The sequence below is a fragment of the Mucilaginibacter sp. genome (assembly GCF_035492695.1).
Lineage (GTDB): Bacteria > Bacteroidota > Bacteroidia > Sphingobacteriales > Sphingobacteriaceae > Mucilaginibacter.
Genome location: NZ_DATJJC010000003.1, coordinates 12,602 through 28,705 on the forward strand (window position 1 = coordinate 12,602; position 16,104 = coordinate 28,705).

Below are 16,104 nucleotides of genomic sequence, written 5' to 3' on the forward strand. Positions count from 1 at the left end.
AATGTTTAATAAACAGGAACTTATAGACTTTTGCAATAACGCCAGGGACAGTTACCTGGCACATATTTCTATCGATTGCGTGGTATTCGGATTTCATGAAGGGCAGCTAAAAGTGCTGGTACTAAAAATGAAAAATGAGCAGTCGTGGTATTTGCCGGGCGGGTTTGTACTAAAAAACGAGCCTATCGACGAAGCTGCCAACCGCATTTTAAAGGATCGTACAGGTCTCGACGAAATATTTTTGCAACAATTTCATGTCTTCGGCGACCCCGACCGTTCAAGACCCCACCGCGAAATGTACAACCACATGCTACCGCCGTCGGAAAATTGGTTTGCCAATAGGTTTCTCACTATCGGTTACTATGCGCTGGTTGATTTTGTCCATGTAAATCCGACCCCGGATAGTCATTCCGAAGCCTGTACCTGGCGCGACCTGGCCGATACCCCTCAACTGGAACTTGACCATGGCGTTATATTGAAAACTGCACTCGACACGCTACGCCTCCAGCTTAACTATCAGCCCATAGGCTACAACCTGATGCCGAAGGAATTCACCATGCCCGAACTGCAGAAGCTTTATGAGACTATTCTTGACAAGAAACTTGACAGGCGTAATTTTCAGAGGCGCATGCTTGGATTTGGTATACTCACCCGATCGGAGAAACCACGAAAGGGCGGAGCGCATAAAGCACCCTACCTCTACTCGTTCGACCTGGCTAACTACCAAAATGCCCTTAAAGAGGGCTTGAAAGGCGGCTGGTAAGCTTATTTTAATATCCGCAATTAAATCCCCTTTCAGAAAATCGTAATTCTCAGTTCGTAAATCAACTTTGATTGCAACCAGAGGTGGCAAATACGACAACCTTAGGGGTTGATTGCGCCAATAGGTTAGTTTACCTTTGAAATTAACATTCAGTAAATCTCACGCTAATCAATGAAACACGTATCAATAGTAATTCCTCAAGGCCCCATCATTTTAAGCAGTGTTATCGGCACTTATAAAATTTTCAATTTTGTGAATGGACATATGTTATCAAAGGGTAAAAATCCGCCGTTCGACATTCACCTTGTGGGACTTAGCAAAGAGACCGAATTATACGGTGGCCTGTTTGCTATACGACCGGATGCGCTTATCGGCGATATCAAAAAAACTGATCTGCTGATGATACCGGCTTTTTCGGGCGACCCGTGTGCCGCCATGGAGCGTAACCAGGACTTCATTCCCTGGATAGTAGAACAATATAAACATGGCGCCGAAGTAGCCAGTCTTTGCACCGGGGCATTTCTTCTGGCATCGACCAACTTGCTGAAAGGTAAAACATGCACCACGCATTGGCTGGCTGCCGATGCTTTCCGCCAGATGTTCCCTAATATCACCCTGATGCCCGAAAAACTCATCATCGACGAACTGGGGATATATTCAAGCGGCGGGGCCTATTCCTTTCTTAACCTGGTTGTTTACCTTGTTGAGAAGTACTGCGGGCGCGATGTGGCCGTTCATTGTTCCAAAGTTATGGAGATCGAGATCGACCGTGAAAGCCAGTCGCCCTTTGTTATTTTCAGCGGGCAAAAAGAGCATAGCGACGAACCCATCAAAAAAGCGCAGATATACATCGAACGTAATGTGGGCACCAAAATCACCATCGACCAGCTATCAGAAATGTTTGCTATAAGCCGGCGCAATTTTGAGCGGCGCTTTAAAAAAGCCACCTCAAATACCCCGGTCGAATACCTGCAACGCGTAAAGATAGAGGCCGCCAAAAAAAGCCTTGAGTCGGGGCGTGAAAATGTGAACGAGGTTATGTACGCAGTGGGCTATTCAGATCATAAAGCGTTCCGCACCATATTCAAGAAGATAACCGGGCTGTCCCCTATCGAATACCGCAACAAGTACAACCGCGAGGCGCTGCTTAATTAAGCGTAAACAATAGTATCTATAGTTGTAACAAATGCTAACTCGTTTTCGGCGGCAATGGGTGCGCCCGCTAGCCAGTTTGGCGTGCCGATACCATATTGTTTTATGTCTCTGCCCGCGTTGTAAGGTGCAGGTATTGAAGTAACACGATAGGTTACTGATGCTGCTTTATAACCATTTGAACTGCGTGCGGTCAATAATCGGCCGGGTTTATCCTCACCGGGGCGGTCATCTGTTTCGCACCAATAATTATGCTTTATTCCCGGCTGCACAGCCGGTTTATATACCTGCCGGTTGACTATTTGCCATTTGCCCGCGGCGGTGGCATCTACTGGCGACTTTTTAACCAGGTCATCCGTTTTAACGGATATCAAAACGTTAATGTTTTTTTTAACCGCTGTTTTAGCAACAACTTTAGTAAACGATAATACCAGCATGGCTACGCCGATAAATGATAACAGGAGTGCGATAATTTTCATGTGAGAGATCAGATGCACGTTCTACGCTGTAATTAGTAGCTAAGTTTCAACCTAATACAAATATTATTTAAACAAAAAAGGCCCGCTTACGCGGGCCCGTCAACTTCACACTCCTCAACTTAATGGGGCACACTATCGCGCATGGCTTTAATTTCGTCGTGGGCTTCCAATATGCCTTGCAACTGTGCATCAAGCAGGTCGATGACGTATGCGGGCAATGCATCGCCCGTTAGCGCATCTTCGTAGGCCTCCTTAATCGCATCCTCGCCCCGCTCACATTCTTCCAGCAGGCTATGCAGGTCGTGGCCGGTAAAAGTTTCCTTTACGGCTATCCAGGCGCGGTGCAGCTTACCACCTGTGCTTGTGCCCTGCTCAATATCTTTTCCCAGCGCTTGTATCTCGGTGCCTATCTCCATTTTGTAACGGCGGCTGTCGTCAATAAACCGCAGGAAAACCGGCTCCAGGTTCAACCCCTCGCCGCTTTCTTTCAATTCTTTTATCGCGCGTTCAAAGCCTTCTATACGATCGTTGTTGATCAGTACCAGGTCGTTCAGCAAATCCAGTGTTTCTTTCGTAGTTTCCATGTTTTTCCCTCTATTTAGTTTCTTTAACAACCCTGTTTTTATCGCATTGTTTAATTTTTTTTCGTTCTAAGGAAATAGACATAATCCCGTCCAATCGCTCGTTTAACAAAAGAAGGCGACTTGTTTGGCCGCCTTCTTTATGGATCTTTTAATTTAAACCGTTGTTGACGGCCGGATGAGCGCCAATATAAAAGCGATGATTGCTATCACCAGCAAAGCATGAATTAATCCTGTTGCCGAGTAGGCAAATACGCCCACAAGCCACCCTATAACAAGGATGACAGCGACTATATACAATAATGATCTCATAACGATAAATATTAGTTTGTTTAAATGAAATGAGGATAAAACCGTGCCAGAAATATCTTACAGGCGACTATACCCGGTTGTGTGCCATATAATATACAGAATAGTATAATTATTAATAACGCAAAACTTTTTGTTACCTGTGCTGTTGCTAAGGGAGTGTTGTTTCAATTATACAGGATTAATCCTACTACTAATTTAAACGGCCCGCCCCGCCAGGTAAAACAGGCGGGGTTTTTTGTTTAATTTTAAGTCTACGCAGCATTTTGGCATCGTTTTTGGTTACCTAAAGTGTAATTTATTATAGTTTAAATTAATTAGGGGAAAAGAAGCCGGCATGCGAACCGGCTTCTTTTTTTGTTGCTCCTGCTTTCACAGCTAAGTACGACTTGCCTCCTTATTAACCATTCATTACGATGTAGCATACAGGGTTTGCCGGTTAGACGGTCTTCTCTTAAATCATTATAGATATTACCTATTAAGCATAGAATTAATTGATTGTGATTATAATTATTAAGGTGATAATTTTATGCCACTAAGCAATGTGTAACTTAACGTTGCTACAAACCTGGAACAGAAACTAATAGCTATGGACAAAGAATCGAATGACATCAGCAAATGCCCTTTTCATAATGGGACGATGAAAAACAATGTTGGCGGCGGCGGTACGCGCAACCGCGACTGGTGGCCAAAACAATTAAAATTAAGTATCCTCCGGCAAAACTCGTCGCTATCCGACCCGATGGGGCAGGATTTTGATTACGCCGAAGCATTTAACAGCCTCGACCTTGAAGCAGTGAAGGCGGATCTTAATGCATTGATGACCGACTCGCAGGACTGGTGGCCGGCAGATTTTGGGCACTATGGCGGATTATTTATTCGCATGGCGTGGCATAGCGCCGGTACTTACCGCGTAGGAGACGGTCGCGGCGGAGCAGGGGCTGGTATGCAGCGCTTTGCCCCGCTAAACAGCTGGCCCGATAATGTAAGCCTTGACAAGGCCCGCAGGCTGCTGTGGCCTATTAAACAAAAATATGGCAACAAAATTTCGTGGGCCGATCTGATGATATTGACAGGTAACGTGGCGCTGGAGTCCATGGGTTTTAAAACCTTTGGCTTTGGCGGTGGCCGTGCCGATGTGTGGGAAGCCGATGAGTCGGTTTACTGGGGCGCCGAAAACACCTGGCTGGGCGGCGACCTGCGTTATGCACATGGTTCGCCGGGCGTGGCCGAAGATGGCGGCGTACTGGTTTCTGACGATGATGCCGACGGCGATGTACATAGCCGCAACCTCGAAAAACCGCTTGCTGCCGTACAGATGGGTTTGATCTATGTTAACCCCGAAGGACCCGACGGCAATCCCGACCCGCTGCTGGCCGCTAAAGATATACGCGATACTTTCGGCCGCATGGCTATGAATGATGAAGAAACCGTTGCTTTGATAGCAGGCGGGCACAGCTTTGGCAAAACCCACGGTGCCGCCCCGAGCAGTAACGTGGCAGAAGAGCCTGAAGCTGCCGGTATCGAAATGCAGGGCTTCGGCTGGAAAAACGCTTATGGGTCGGGCAAAGGTTCCGATGCTATTACCAGCGGGCTGGAAGTTACCTGGACGAAGACACCTACCCAATGGAGCAACAATTTTTTTGAAAACCTTTTTGCCTACGAATGGGAATTAAGCAAAAGCCCGGCAGGCGCTCATCAATGGGTTGCCAAAAATGCTGAAGCTATAATCCCTGACGCATTTGACGGCTCAAAAAAGCGTTTACCAACCATGCTCACCACCGACCTTTCGCTAAGGTTCGACCCGGAGTATGAAAAAATATCAAGACACTTCCTCGAAAATCCCGATGCATTTGCTGACGCCTTTGCACGGGCGTGGTTCAAATTAACCCACCGCGATATGGGGCCTAAGGCACGTTACCTTGGCCCGGATGTACCCCAGGAAGAACTGCTTTGGCAGGACCCTATCCCCACTGTCGATCACGCACTTATAGACGATGGTGACGTTGCAGCGTTAAAAGCAAAGATATTGGCGTCTGGATCAAGCATATCCGAACTTGTTTCGACAGCATGGGCATCGGCATCTACGTTTCGTGGTTCCGACAAGCGGGGTGGCGCCAACGGCGGCCGTATCCGCCTGGAGCCTCAAAAATACTGGCAGGTTAACAACCCTGTTCAACTGCAAAAAGTATTGACCGCGCTGGAAGGTATTCAAAAGGAATTTAACAACGCGCAAACAGGCGGCAAGAAGGTTTCACTTGCCGATTTGATTGTGCTGGCGGGCTGTGCTGCTGTTGAAAAAGCCGCAAAAGATGCGGGGCACGACATAACTGTACCATTCGCAGCCGGACGGGCCGATGCTTCGCAGGAGCAAACTGACGTTGAATCGTTTGGTTACCTGGAACCGCTTGCCGATGGTTTCCGCAACTACCGCCGGTCGAAAGTCAAAGCGTCGACAGAGGAGTTATTGATAGATAAGGCTCAATTACTTACGCTTACCGCGCCGGAATTAACTGTACTGATAGGCGGGATGCGTGTATTGGACACCAATTTTGATGGTTCTAAACATGGAGTTTTCACATCGCGCTCTGGTCAGCTTACCAACGATTTCTTTGTGAACCTGCTGGATATGGGTACGGAATGGAAAGCGGCATCTGCCGACAGGGAAGTTTATGTCGGGAGCGATCGTAAAACAGGCGCGGTAAAATGGACCGGGACCCGTGCCGACCTGGTATTTGGTTCCAATTCGGAACTAAGGGCCCTTGCAGAAGTGTACGGAAGCGCAGACGCCGGAGAAAAATTTGTGAACGACTTTGTGGCTGCCTGGACCAAGGTGATGAACCTGGACAGGTTTGACCTGAAAGGTAAGTAACCGATAGCCAAAAAAAAAGAAAAAAAATGCAGCAGGATACCCTGCTGCATTTTTTATTTCCGTGACCAACAGAGGGCATTAGATCCTTAAGCAGGTCAACCTGGGTTTTGCACCTGTTAAAAATAAAATAGCACAACATATGGCTATTTTATCAAATATTCTAAACAATTGTCCCTTTACCGGGTTATATATACAGTAATTTAATAGTTTTAAATTAATTAGGGGAAAAGAAGCCGGAGTCGATCCGGTTTCTTTTTTTTATGCCCATCCCGTCCTTTGCAAGCTATTGCACTTAATACTGCCAAACCGTTATCTTTCGTCCAAAATACAATACTATGAGTAATATTCCTTTCCAAACCGTCGACTGGAGCGCTGTCGCCAAAACGGAGCATACCGGCGAAACAGGCACCTCATTTTGGCAAACCCTGCAATACCCCGGTCTGCGCATCCGCGTAGTAGAATACACAGCCGGTTACCTGGCCGACCATTGGTGCCAAAAGGGTCATATTGTGCATTGCCTTGATGGCGAATTTGAAAGCGAATTGCAAACCGGCGAGATCTTTTCATTAGTAGCCGGCATGACCTATATCGTATCGGACAATTTGAGTTCGCACCGTTCTATCTCAAAAAACGGCGTTAAATTGCTGATCATAGACGGGGATTTCCTGAAGAATGAGGGTTAACATGGTTAACACAATTTGATCTATTTTATTTTTAAACACCTTGGCTATCAAATACTTAAATATGAACTCACAAAAAATGTGTTAACCCTAAACATACCCTCTGTTAAAGTTGGCAGCAAGGGCCGATACATTATCAAAATATTTACAATTAGCCGTCCCTGCTTTTTTAAATTATCCCTACCTTGCTTTCACAATTATTAACCGCTATTGCTTTGTGCCCCCACACACAAGCATCATATTTAAATTCATCATGAAAAAAAACAGTCTTCTTAAACTCTCCTGCCTTATTACTTTCATTTGCCTGGCTTTTTACGCACAGGCGCAGGATTCCATCCCGAAACCACCCAAACTTGACGAAAAAGGCTGGCGCCAGCTTTTTGACGGAAAGGACCTTAATGGCTGGAAGATGGTTGGCCCGGGCAGCAGGTACGTTAAAGACGGTGTGACGGGTAGTCATGGCGGCATGGGCCTGCTTTACTGGACAAAGGAAAAATTCAGCAACTGCAAGATTCGTATTGTTTACCGGATGCAGAAATCAAACAGTAATTCCGGCGTATTTATCCGCATTCCTATCGAGCCGCGCGAACCCTGGATGCCGGTTTATTATGGTTACGAGGTACAGATAGACAATCATCCCGAAACATCCAACGAGGACGACCACCACGTTACAGGAACGCTATATTCGCTTACTACCCCCTTGGCAAAACCCGGCAAACCCGGCCCTGAATGGAACGTAATGGAAATAACCCTTGACGGACTGCGGACCATCGTCACGGTAAACGGCAAAAAGGTAACCGATTATACCGAAGGCCAGCCTGTACCCGAACGCAAATTCGATTTTGAGCCCTACCACGGTCCGCGCCCTTTAGCCGGTTATATCGGCTTGCAAAATCACGGGGACGATGATGTGGTATTCTTTAAGGAGGTAGCTGTTAAACCGCTTGCTAAAAAATAAGGATGGCCATGGAAAAAAATAAAGAAAACAAAAAAGGGATCAGTCGGGGCGAGTTCATCAAAAAAGCGGCTGTGGCAACAGCAGGGTTCTATATAGTTCCGCGTTATGTTTTAGGCGGAAAAGGCTATGTACCGCCAAGCGATAAGCTGTACATTGCCGCCGTAGGCTGCAGCGGGGAGGCTGAAAATGATATTCACCACTATGCTACCGCGCCGAAAAAGAATGCAGAAATAGCTTTCCTGTGCGATGTGGACGACCGTGGCGCCGCGCCGCGTATCAAAGAATTTCCAAAGGCAAAATTCTACCACGACTGGCGCGAAATGTTTGAGAAGGAACACAAAAATTTTGATGCCGTTACGGTGGCGATCCCCGACCATAACCATGCTATTGTGGGCCTTAGCGCCATGCAGCTAAAAAAACACCTTTACCTGCAAAAACCCCTTACGCACGATATTTATGAGGCCCGCGTGCTAACCCAGGCATCAGAAAAATACAAAGTTGTAACCCAAATGGGCGACCAGGGAGCATCCTGCGATGGTATGCGTACCCTGCGCGAATGGTTTGAGGCCGGGCTGATAGGCGATATCGAAAAGGTTTATTGCTGGACGGACAGGCCCGTATGGCCGCAAGGCATATCATGGCCAAAAACAGGTCCGGCTATACCGAAAGAATTGAATTGGGACCTTTGGCTCGGTACCGCGCAGCAAACCAACTATATTGACAACCTGGTGCCTTTTAACTGGCGCGGCTGGTGGCAATTCGGCACCGGCGCCCTGGGCGATATGGGTTGCCATATCATGGGCCCGCCGTTTAAACTGCTTGGGCTGGGCTATCCTACCGAAGTTTCGGGAAGTGCGAGCACGGTTTATCAAGGGATTTTTAAAGAAGGCATTTACCCCGAGAGCGGGCCGGTATCCAGTTCCATCAAATTTAAATTCAAGCAAAAAAACGGCAGCGACCTTGACTTGTACTGGATGGACGGTGGTATTACGCCGGAACGTTTAGAGGAACTTGATCCCGATGTAAACCAGAACGAAGCATTGGGCGATATACCAAGCGAAAATGATTTTGAAGGGTGTACACTGTTTATCGGTACTAAAGGAAAAGCATCATGCGGCTGGGGCGGCAGCCATCCGAGGTTACTACCGCTATCCCTGAATAAAGATGTTAATGTGCCGAAGAAATACCCGCGTGTTGAAGGCGACATGGACGGCCACTGGTGGCAATGGGTTGATGCGGCCATTGCCGGCTATGGCAAAATGGAGGTGGATTCGCCGTTTGTGGGCTATGCCGGGCCGTTGACTGAAACTGTGCTTATGGGCAACCTGTTGTTGCGCACCTTCGATATACAGGAAAAGATCAAATACAAAGACCCTGTTTACGGAGACCAGGAGCGTTACCAGTTTAATGGCCGCTACAAGGCACTGCAATGGGATGGCGCCAATATGAAGGTGACTAATTACGAACCTGCCAACCAATTCATTAAACGCGAATACCGAAAGGGATGGGGTGAGGTGAAGTTGTAATTTCGGAGTTACGATTTACGAATTTGGGTTTAAACGATGGCAATTCATGAGTACGCCACGCTCTAACTGGGCTGGCTACACGCGGCTGGTTGGAGGATAAATTAAAAACCAACAATGAATAAGTACAAATTATATGTCACGTTAATAACTATTGCGACTATTTGTATTTCTACTAAGCTGTTTTCCCAAAACCAGGATCAACAATTTCGATATCGTCAAATAATAAAATACCTCGATAGTGACATAGGTTTAGTTTCTCACAGTTCTAAATTGAAAAAGACTGTTTGTGGGTGCGTATACCCGTATCTTATTAAAACAAACTTTGTTTCGGTTATTGGATTGAATCTCCAGGAATTAAAAACCATAAATTCAGACAGCTTGACTAAAGCATTAGAAGACATGGACGCGCAAGCAAATGAAAAATATGAAAGACAACATTTTAACTATTTGACGACTAAAAAAGTAAAATGCTCCTATATCATTTCGTTTTCCAGGCCATGGAACAACATAGTGTACGTCGAAATGATACCATATAATCCTCAAAAAAAGACCAGTTTTGACCTAATAGAATATATGGCAACTTACATGGGAAAAATAAATAGCTACATGTTCAAATTTGCAGGGAATAAGATTGTTGATATCAAGCGCGGCGTGTACTATGTGCAGTAAATACCTGATCTAAAGCAAGTTAATAAACACTCTTTACGGCTTGTCGTAGAGAGGGTGGTCGAGCGAAGCAATGACCGGGTGAGTCAACTATGCGGCGTTGGTACTAATGCAAACCGCTGGGTCGACTCACCCCCTGCCCCCTCTCTCCCTTAGAAAGAGGGGGTCTTTGAAATCAAGGAAAAACAAACTAACCCTCTTTACCACTCGCGGTAGAGAGGGTCGACCGGCGCAGCGTAGTCGGAGTATGTTACCTATACGACATTGCCATCCACTCATCACCAATATTTATCCTACCTTAGCTTCAGATAAATTCATTCTATGGAATCCTATAACGACCTTAAGCTGGCCGTACTGATAGACGCCGATAATGTGCCTTACGTTTACGTAAAAGAGATGTTTGAGGAAATAGCCAAATACGGCACTCCCACATTTAAAAGAATATACGCCGACTGGACGAAACCCACAGTTTCGGGCTGGAAAAAGGTGCTGCTCGAGAATGCCATCACACCCATTCAGCAATACAGTTATTCCAAAGGCAAAAACTCATCGGACAGCGCTTTGATCATCGATGCGATGGACATCCTGTACACCGGTAAAGTGGATGGGTTCTGTATTGTATCAAGCGACAGCGACTTTACACGCCTTGCCACCCGGCTGAGGGAGGCTGGCATGAAAGTAATAGGGATAGGCGAAAAGAAAACACTGGCCCCTTTTATTACGGCATGCGACAAGTTCATCTATATCGAAATTCTGAAAAAAGAACGGGAAAGCCAGCCCGAACCTGATAACCGTGAGCCTTCAAAAGCTGCGCCGGAGTCGGCAGCAGGCCCCTTAAATAAAATAGATCCCGGGATCATCAAACTGATATCGGACAGCATTACCGACCTGGCCGATGAAAATGGCTGGACCTACCTGGGCGACCTCGGCAGTTTGATCATCAAAAAGAAACCAGATTTCGACCCCCGCAATTATGGTTTCGCAAAGATGTCGCCCATGATACGCAGCATTAACCGGTTTGAGATAGACGAGCGCGATACCGGCAAAAAGAATGTAAAGCATATTTACATCAGGAAAAAATAGCACTTCATACAGAATGAATATCCATGCAATACAAACCGACGGCCTTATTTTCGACCTCGACGGGACTTTATGGGACGCTTCTGAGGCTTGTACGGTGGCATGGAACCTTGCTTTAACCGAAGCAGGCGTTAGCAGCCGTGTACTTACCGCCGATAATATACGCTCCTACTCAGGCATCAAGATCGACCAGCTTTTTGAAGAGCATTTGACCTTTATCCCCAAAGAGAAACAGGGCGACGTATTCACCGCTTTCAAACAGCACGAGCCCGCACTTATGCGCTCAAGAGGCGGCGCCTTGTTCCCGGGAGTAAGGGAAACGCTGGATGAGTTAAAAAAATCGTACAGGCTGTTTATCGTAAGCAATTGCATGGCCGGCTATATCGAAGATTTTATCGAATTCTGCCAATTAGATGGTACGTTCACCGACTTTGAATCGTCGGGCAATACGGGTATGCCCAAAAGCGAGAATGTTAAAATGATCGTTGAGCGGAATGGATTAAAATCGCCTGTCTATATTGGTGATACCCTTTGGGACCAGCAAGCGGCAATTGCGGCAGGCGTGCCATTTGTTTGGGCGGAATATGGTTTTGGCAAAGCTGATAGGCCGGAATATGCCATCAATAATTTCTTTGAGCTGTCAAGCCTGATCAGATAGCCCGGCCTGCCAGCAATCCTAAATAGGTAGCTAATAACCCGAGCAATATGCTTCCTCCTGCATATAGCAGGAAAACCAGGATATGCTGCTCGCTGATCAACTCGCTGCTTTCAAGCGAAAAAGTTGAAAAAGTTGTAAATCCGCCACAAAGGCCGGTAGCCAGTAGCAATCGCCAGGTATCGGCCCGCTCACCATACCGCTCGGTATAAAATATAACAAAGCCGATAAGAAAACAACCGGCAACGTTAACTACGAATGTGCCAAAAGGAAAGTGCGAGGTTGACAGGCTATTAATGAAACGGCTTAAAAAATAGCGCATCAGGCTGCCGGCGCCGCCGCCAATGAAGATCAGGAGTATATTTTTCATGAATGATAAAACGCTGTAAAATAAAACACAAAACTCTTTATTTCGCAGGCGTCATCAGAACTGCCTTTAAGGGCCGAACGGTTCAAATAGGTGGAACACCATCACCTTGATAGTGCAATTATACATAATAGGTATATGTTTTACAAATATGCCGTTCTCACCCAATCACCTATTCTTTTAGTTTTAGACGAAATTTTGTATAATTTGCTTCTTACAACCTAATAAATAAGCCTTTATGGACGATTTCAGCAAAATATGGCGGGCGTTTTTCGCCATTGCAATTATGGGCATAGCTGTTCAGCAATTCATCTTTGCCGATATGATGGCTGTTATTATGCCACCGCATTACCCTGCATGGCTCACACCACGTTTGCTGTGGACGTCGGTCACCAGCATCGGCCTTATCGCTGCTTCCATTTGCATTTTGTTTGGGTTTAAAGGGCGTTTGGCATCACTGCTGCTGGCATTGGTATTGTTTTTATTTGTGCTGATCTTCCAGGTACCCGGCACGCAATACCCGGCGCATATTGGCTCGTGGATCAATCCTTTTAAAGAATTTGCACTCGCAGGCGGCGCGTTGGTTATCGCCGGCTCGCTGCCGGAGGATGATACCATGCCTGATTTTTTTAAACTGCTGGAAAAAGTCATTCCTTTCGGAAAATATATGCTGGCGATAACGCTGTCCACGTTCGGATCGACACATTTTATTTACCGGGATTTTTGCGCCTCGCTGGTGCCGAACTGGATACCGTTCCATTATTTCTGGTCCGACTTTGCTGGGGTGGCACTTATAGCCGGCGGACTAGGCATAATCCTCGGCGTCTTAGGGCGACAGCTGCTGTTCTTTAACAACCTTTCCAAACTGGCGGCGAGGCTGGTAGGTATCATGATATTTTTATGGTTCATTATGTTGCACGTCCCTCGTGCCATAGCCGACCCGCACACCGGAAATGGCAACGAGTGGACGAGCGTTTTCGAAGCGCTTGCGTTTAGCGGCATTGCGTTTCTGATAGCGCGGAAACAGCAACCGGTGAGTTCTTACTCATTTAAGAAGGAGGCGGCGTAAGCTATCACGGTACGATTGGGACACCGGGATACTTTCGCCATTAATAGATAATTGATGGTTTTCCAATTTTTCCACTGCAGCCATGTTTACCATATATGATTTATGCACACGGCTGAATTTAGTTAGCGGAAGTTTTTCAGACAGTTCATGTAATGTCATGCGGGTCATGATTCTTCTATCTGTGCAAAAAAGGCTGCAGTAATTGTCTTCTGCTTTGATATATAGCAATTCATCAAACCTGATCTTCACCCAGTTGTAGCCGTCTTTAACAAACAGCGATTCCGTCCGTCTTCCCTCCCCTGCTTCGATCTTCTTCTGTATGTGCATGCAAGCCTGTAAAAAGCGACTGTAATTGATCGGCTTCAGCAGGAAATCGGCAATGGCCATATCGAAGCCATTCACGGCATATTCCAGGTGTGCGGTGGTGAAAATCACCAGCACTTCCGGGTCCAGCAAACCTGCAACCTCTAACCCCGAAATGTCGGGCATATGAATATCCAGGAACACCAGGTTCACCGGGTCGCCGGTAATATAAGTCAATGCTTCTGTGGCGCTGGTGAATGTCTTTTTCAGCTCCACAAACGGCACCTTCTCCGCATGCCGCCTGATAATATCCAGCGCAACGGGCTCGTCATCTATGGCAATAGCGGTTATCATTTTACGGGTGGCAGCAGTTCTTTCAATTTGGTTCTCAATTCATCCGGTGATAAGCCTTTAGCAGCTATGCGACCATCGGGGGTTATCAAAATACTTTCGGGAATGGCCTGTACGCCGTACAACTTCACCACTTCGTTATCCCAATGTTTCAGGTCCGATACGTGCAGCCATTCCAGCCCGTCATCTTTTATCGCTTTCAGCCAGTTGGCTTTACCTGTCTTTTCATCAAGCGATATGCCCAAGATAGTAAAATTACGGCCTTTGAAATCATGATAAATTTGAACTATAGCCGGATTATTTTGCCTGCATGGCCCGCACCATGATGCCCAAAAATCAAGCAGGACATATTTTCCCTTTAATTGGGATAGCCGTACTGGTTTCCCGTCAACGTCTGGTTGCGTAAAATCCGGAGCGGCGGCACCCACTTTCAGGGTTTTCATGGAGGCCAGTTCGTAAACCATTTGCTTTCCCAATACGGTACTGCGCTGGTTTGCCGAAAGCCCGGCTAACATGCGCTCAATTTCCTTCGCATGTGCTATCGAAAGCGCATAGTTATCCTTGCCTGATAAATAACGCTCATAATCCTGCAATGCCACCAGCGAAATATAGCTTTGAGGATGCTGCACGATAAACGCTTTGAGAATAGGTACACGAGCATCCTTCAAACTATCGTCGGTGCGTTCTTCGGCTTTAAGCCTGAGGGTATCTGTTTCGGCCATCAATTTTTGGCTGATGAGTATTTGCTGGCGGTATATGTTTTTTAACCGCTGCTGAAGGATGTAATTGTCTTTGTTGATGGTTGACAGTAAAAATTTTGCATCAGCGATATTTTGATCTGCAATTATTACAATATTTCCCGGATGGATATAAAACCGGAGCGCATCGGCGCCGGAGGCTTTTCGTTTGAAAATGGCGCTTATCCCCTGCCCGGAATCATCGAACACGAGTGTGGCATTCACCGGCTGTGAAGTATGCCCGGTAAATTTGAAGTTGCCGGTTATAAGTGTTGCCGAATCGATATACTTCTGTCCTTCAAATTGGTAAAGCAGGTAGGCTTTAGTGTCTGTAGCAATCCGGTTGGCTTTAACAGTGATTGTAAAAATGGCATTGTTTGAGTTGCGTTGCGCAAGCGCTGCCATGCCGAATAAGATCAGCAGCAGGGTAAGTATGTTGTTTTTCATGATGGTTAGTTGAGTTGCAGGTTAAGTTTTACGCTGAAGGCATTCCCGGTATTTTCAGTTTCCAGGCTGTGCTTCCCTTTGTACAACAGGTCAAGCCGCTTGCGGGTAAGGCCGATTCCGCTATTAGTGCCTTTTGTTTCAGCGAAGGCGCTAATGCTGTTATGCACCTCCATATTAAGCCGGTTGTTTTCGATTGTTATCAGCACCCGGATAAAGCTCTGCTTATCGGTACTGACGCCATATTTGAAAGCATTTTCAACAAAGGGTATCAGCAGCATTGGCGCTATCCTGGCTGGTTTGTTATCCGAGCCGATCTTAAGTTCAACTTTATGCCGATCGCCTGCCAGCTGCCTTAATTGCTGCAAACTAAAGTAGTTGCGGATGAAATCCAGCTCATCTGCGAGGGGCATAAAGTTCTCTTGCATACCCGCCACAGTATAACGCATCATTCCCGACATCATATCGATACCTTCGGCAGTGCGTGGGGCATTCTCCTGCAATGCTGTGCCGTAAAGGTAGTTGAGCGTGTTGAATAGGAAATGAGGGTTCAACTGCTGCTTTAGCAAATGCAGCTCGCTTTGCGAACCCTTCAGGCGCACGTTCATACTGTATAGGCGCTGGTGAAAAAATTCGCGCAGCAGGCCGTAACCTATCGCGTAAGCAAAAAAGGCCACGCCAGGCTCTACATAATCATGCGGAAATTTGTTCTGCGCCCCGTCGGTATTGATAAATTGGGTAAAGAACAGCATAACCGCCGCCGTAAAAATTGCACCAGCAATAAAATACGCAAGGTGCCGCTTTTTAAATACAAACCAATAGTTCAGTTCTACCAGTAGTACAAACGGCACCAGGAAGAAATAATCAAAACGGTGCAAATTGTGCTCGGCCAATTGTTGCCCTATGGTTACCGCGCTGCCATCTTTGTTAAGGGTATACAGCCCCCACAATTGCCCTTTATAGAAATATATAAAGCTGAACCAGCCGTTAAGCAACAGCCATAACAGCAGCACATGTACGCACCAATTCAATAAAAATTTCCTTGCCTTCATATTGTTCGTATTTGTATGAATCAAAGAAATGCGGCAAAAATCTGATGACCAAATAAATGT

17 protein-coding genes and 1 riboswitch are annotated in these 16,104 nt (G+C 46.4%); of the genes, 10 read left to right on the top strand and 7 right to left on the bottom strand.

Features of this window, described 5'->3' with window-relative positions; all coding sequences use genetic code 11:
• Position 1: 1 nt before the first annotated feature.
• On the top strand, positions 2 to 763 hold the full coding sequence (locus tag VL525_RS00560; RefSeq protein WP_325382193.1) for an NUDIX hydrolase: 762 nt from the start codon (positions 2 to 4) through the stop codon (positions 761 to 763).
• A 171-nt stretch (positions 764 to 934) separates the two neighbouring features.
• Complete coding sequence (locus VL525_RS00565) at positions 935 to 1,918, top strand: GlxA family transcriptional regulator (protein ID WP_325382195.1); 984 nt, start codon at positions 935 to 937, stop codon at positions 1,916 to 1,918.
• Here the strand turns inward: VL525_RS00565 and VL525_RS00570 are convergent.
• The 3 genes from VL525_RS00570 to VL525_RS00580 form a co-directional block, all read right to left on the bottom strand.
• Complete coding sequence (locus VL525_RS00570; RefSeq protein ID WP_325382197.1) at positions 1,915 to 2,394, bottom strand: hypothetical protein; 480 nt, start codon at positions 2,392 to 2,394, stop codon at positions 1,915 to 1,917. The two genes, VL525_RS00565 and VL525_RS00570, sit on opposite strands and share 4 nt — an antisense overlap.
• A 119-nt stretch (positions 2,395 to 2,513) precedes the next feature.
• Positions 2,514 to 2,978: a PA2169 family four-helix-bundle protein gene (locus tag VL525_RS00575; RefSeq protein ID WP_325382198.1), complete on the bottom strand. Its 465-nt coding sequence runs from the start codon at positions 2,976 to 2,978 to the stop codon at positions 2,514 to 2,516.
• 153 nt (positions 2,979 to 3,131) lie between these two features.
• Positions 3,132 to 3,287, bottom strand: coding sequence for a lmo0937 family membrane protein (locus VL525_RS00580; RefSeq protein WP_325382200.1), 156 nt, complete (start codon positions 3,285 to 3,287; stop codon positions 3,132 to 3,134).
• 586 nt (positions 3,288 to 3,873) lie between these two features.
• Between VL525_RS00580 and katG the strand changes: the two genes are divergently transcribed.
• The 7 genes from katG (at position 3,874) to VL525_RS00615 (ending at position 11,724) form a co-directional block, all read left to right on the top strand.
• On the top strand, positions 3,874 to 6,156 hold the full coding sequence (gene katG, locus VL525_RS00585; protein WP_325382202.1) for a catalase/peroxidase HPI: 2,283 nt from the start codon (positions 3,874 to 3,876) through the stop codon (positions 6,154 to 6,156).
• A 335-nt stretch (positions 6,157 to 6,491) separates the two neighbouring features.
• Complete coding sequence (locus VL525_RS00590) at positions 6,492 to 6,839, top strand: DHCW motif cupin fold protein (protein WP_325382204.1); 348 nt, start codon at positions 6,492 to 6,494, stop codon at positions 6,837 to 6,839.
• A 250-nt stretch (positions 6,840 to 7,089) separates the two neighbouring features.
• Positions 7,090 to 7,794, top strand: a complete 705-nt coding sequence (locus VL525_RS00595; RefSeq protein WP_325382206.1) for a DUF1080 domain-containing protein — start codon at positions 7,090 to 7,092, stop codon at positions 7,792 to 7,794.
• A gap of 8 nt (positions 7,795 to 7,802) precedes the next feature.
• Positions 7,803 to 9,320 (top strand): Gfo/Idh/MocA family oxidoreductase, encoded by a 1,518-nt coding sequence (locus tag VL525_RS00600; protein WP_325382208.1) that lies wholly within the window; start codon positions 7,803 to 7,805, stop codon positions 9,318 to 9,320.
• A 378-nt stretch (positions 9,321 to 9,698) separates the two neighbouring features.
• On the top strand, positions 9,699 to 9,989 hold the full coding sequence (locus VL525_RS00605; protein WP_325382210.1) for a hypothetical protein: 291 nt from the start codon (positions 9,699 to 9,701) through the stop codon (positions 9,987 to 9,989).
• Between the two features lie 318 nt (positions 9,990 to 10,307).
• Positions 10,308 to 11,069 carry an NYN domain-containing protein gene (locus tag VL525_RS00610; RefSeq protein ID WP_325382212.1) on the top strand — a complete coding sequence of 254 codons (762 nt, stop codon included), beginning with the start codon at positions 10,308 to 10,310 and terminating at the stop codon, positions 11,067 to 11,069.
• A 13-nt stretch (positions 11,070 to 11,082) separates the two neighbouring features.
• Positions 11,083 to 11,724, top strand: coding sequence for an HAD family hydrolase (locus VL525_RS00615; protein ID WP_325382214.1), 642 nt, complete (start codon positions 11,083 to 11,085; stop codon positions 11,722 to 11,724).
• On the opposite strand, the gene crcB is transcribed toward VL525_RS00615, so the two are convergent.
• The gene (gene crcB, locus VL525_RS00620; protein WP_325382216.1) at positions 11,717 to 12,091 is read right to left on the bottom strand and encodes a fluoride efflux transporter CrcB; all 375 of its coding nucleotides are present in this window, start codon (positions 12,089 to 12,091) and stop codon (positions 11,717 to 11,719) included. The genes VL525_RS00615 and crcB overlap by 8 nt on opposite strands.
• Before the next feature lie 38 nt (positions 12,092 to 12,129).
• Positions 12,130 to 12,206, bottom strand: a riboswitch (Fluoride riboswitch).
• A 120-nt stretch (positions 12,207 to 12,326) separates the two neighbouring features.
• Between crcB and VL525_RS00625 the strand changes: the two genes are divergently transcribed.
• The gene (locus tag VL525_RS00625) at positions 12,327 to 13,157 is read left to right on the top strand and encodes a hypothetical protein (RefSeq protein ID WP_325382218.1); all 831 of its coding nucleotides are present in this window, start codon (positions 12,327 to 12,329) and stop codon (positions 13,155 to 13,157) included.
• On the opposite strand, the gene VL525_RS00630 is transcribed toward VL525_RS00625, so the two are convergent.
• From VL525_RS00630 to VL525_RS00640, 3 genes are read right to left on the bottom strand one after another with little or no spacing between them, the layout of a single operon-like run.
• Positions 13,134 to 13,814: a LytTR family DNA-binding domain-containing protein gene (locus VL525_RS00630; protein WP_325382220.1), complete on the bottom strand. Its 681-nt coding sequence runs from the start codon at positions 13,812 to 13,814 to the stop codon at positions 13,134 to 13,136. The genes VL525_RS00625 and VL525_RS00630 overlap by 24 nt on opposite strands.
• Positions 13,811 to 14,995, bottom strand: coding sequence for a TlpA disulfide reductase family protein (locus VL525_RS00635; RefSeq protein ID WP_325382223.1), 1,185 nt, complete (start codon positions 14,993 to 14,995; stop codon positions 13,811 to 13,813). Before VL525_RS00635 ends, VL525_RS00630 begins: the two co-directional genes overlap by 4 nt.
• Positions 14,996 to 15,000: 5 nt before the next feature.
• Entirely contained in the window at positions 15,001 to 16,044 is a 1,044-nt protein-coding gene (locus VL525_RS00640; RefSeq protein WP_325382224.1) for a sensor histidine kinase, read from the bottom strand.
• Positions 16,045 to 16,104: the final 60 nt, after the last annotated feature.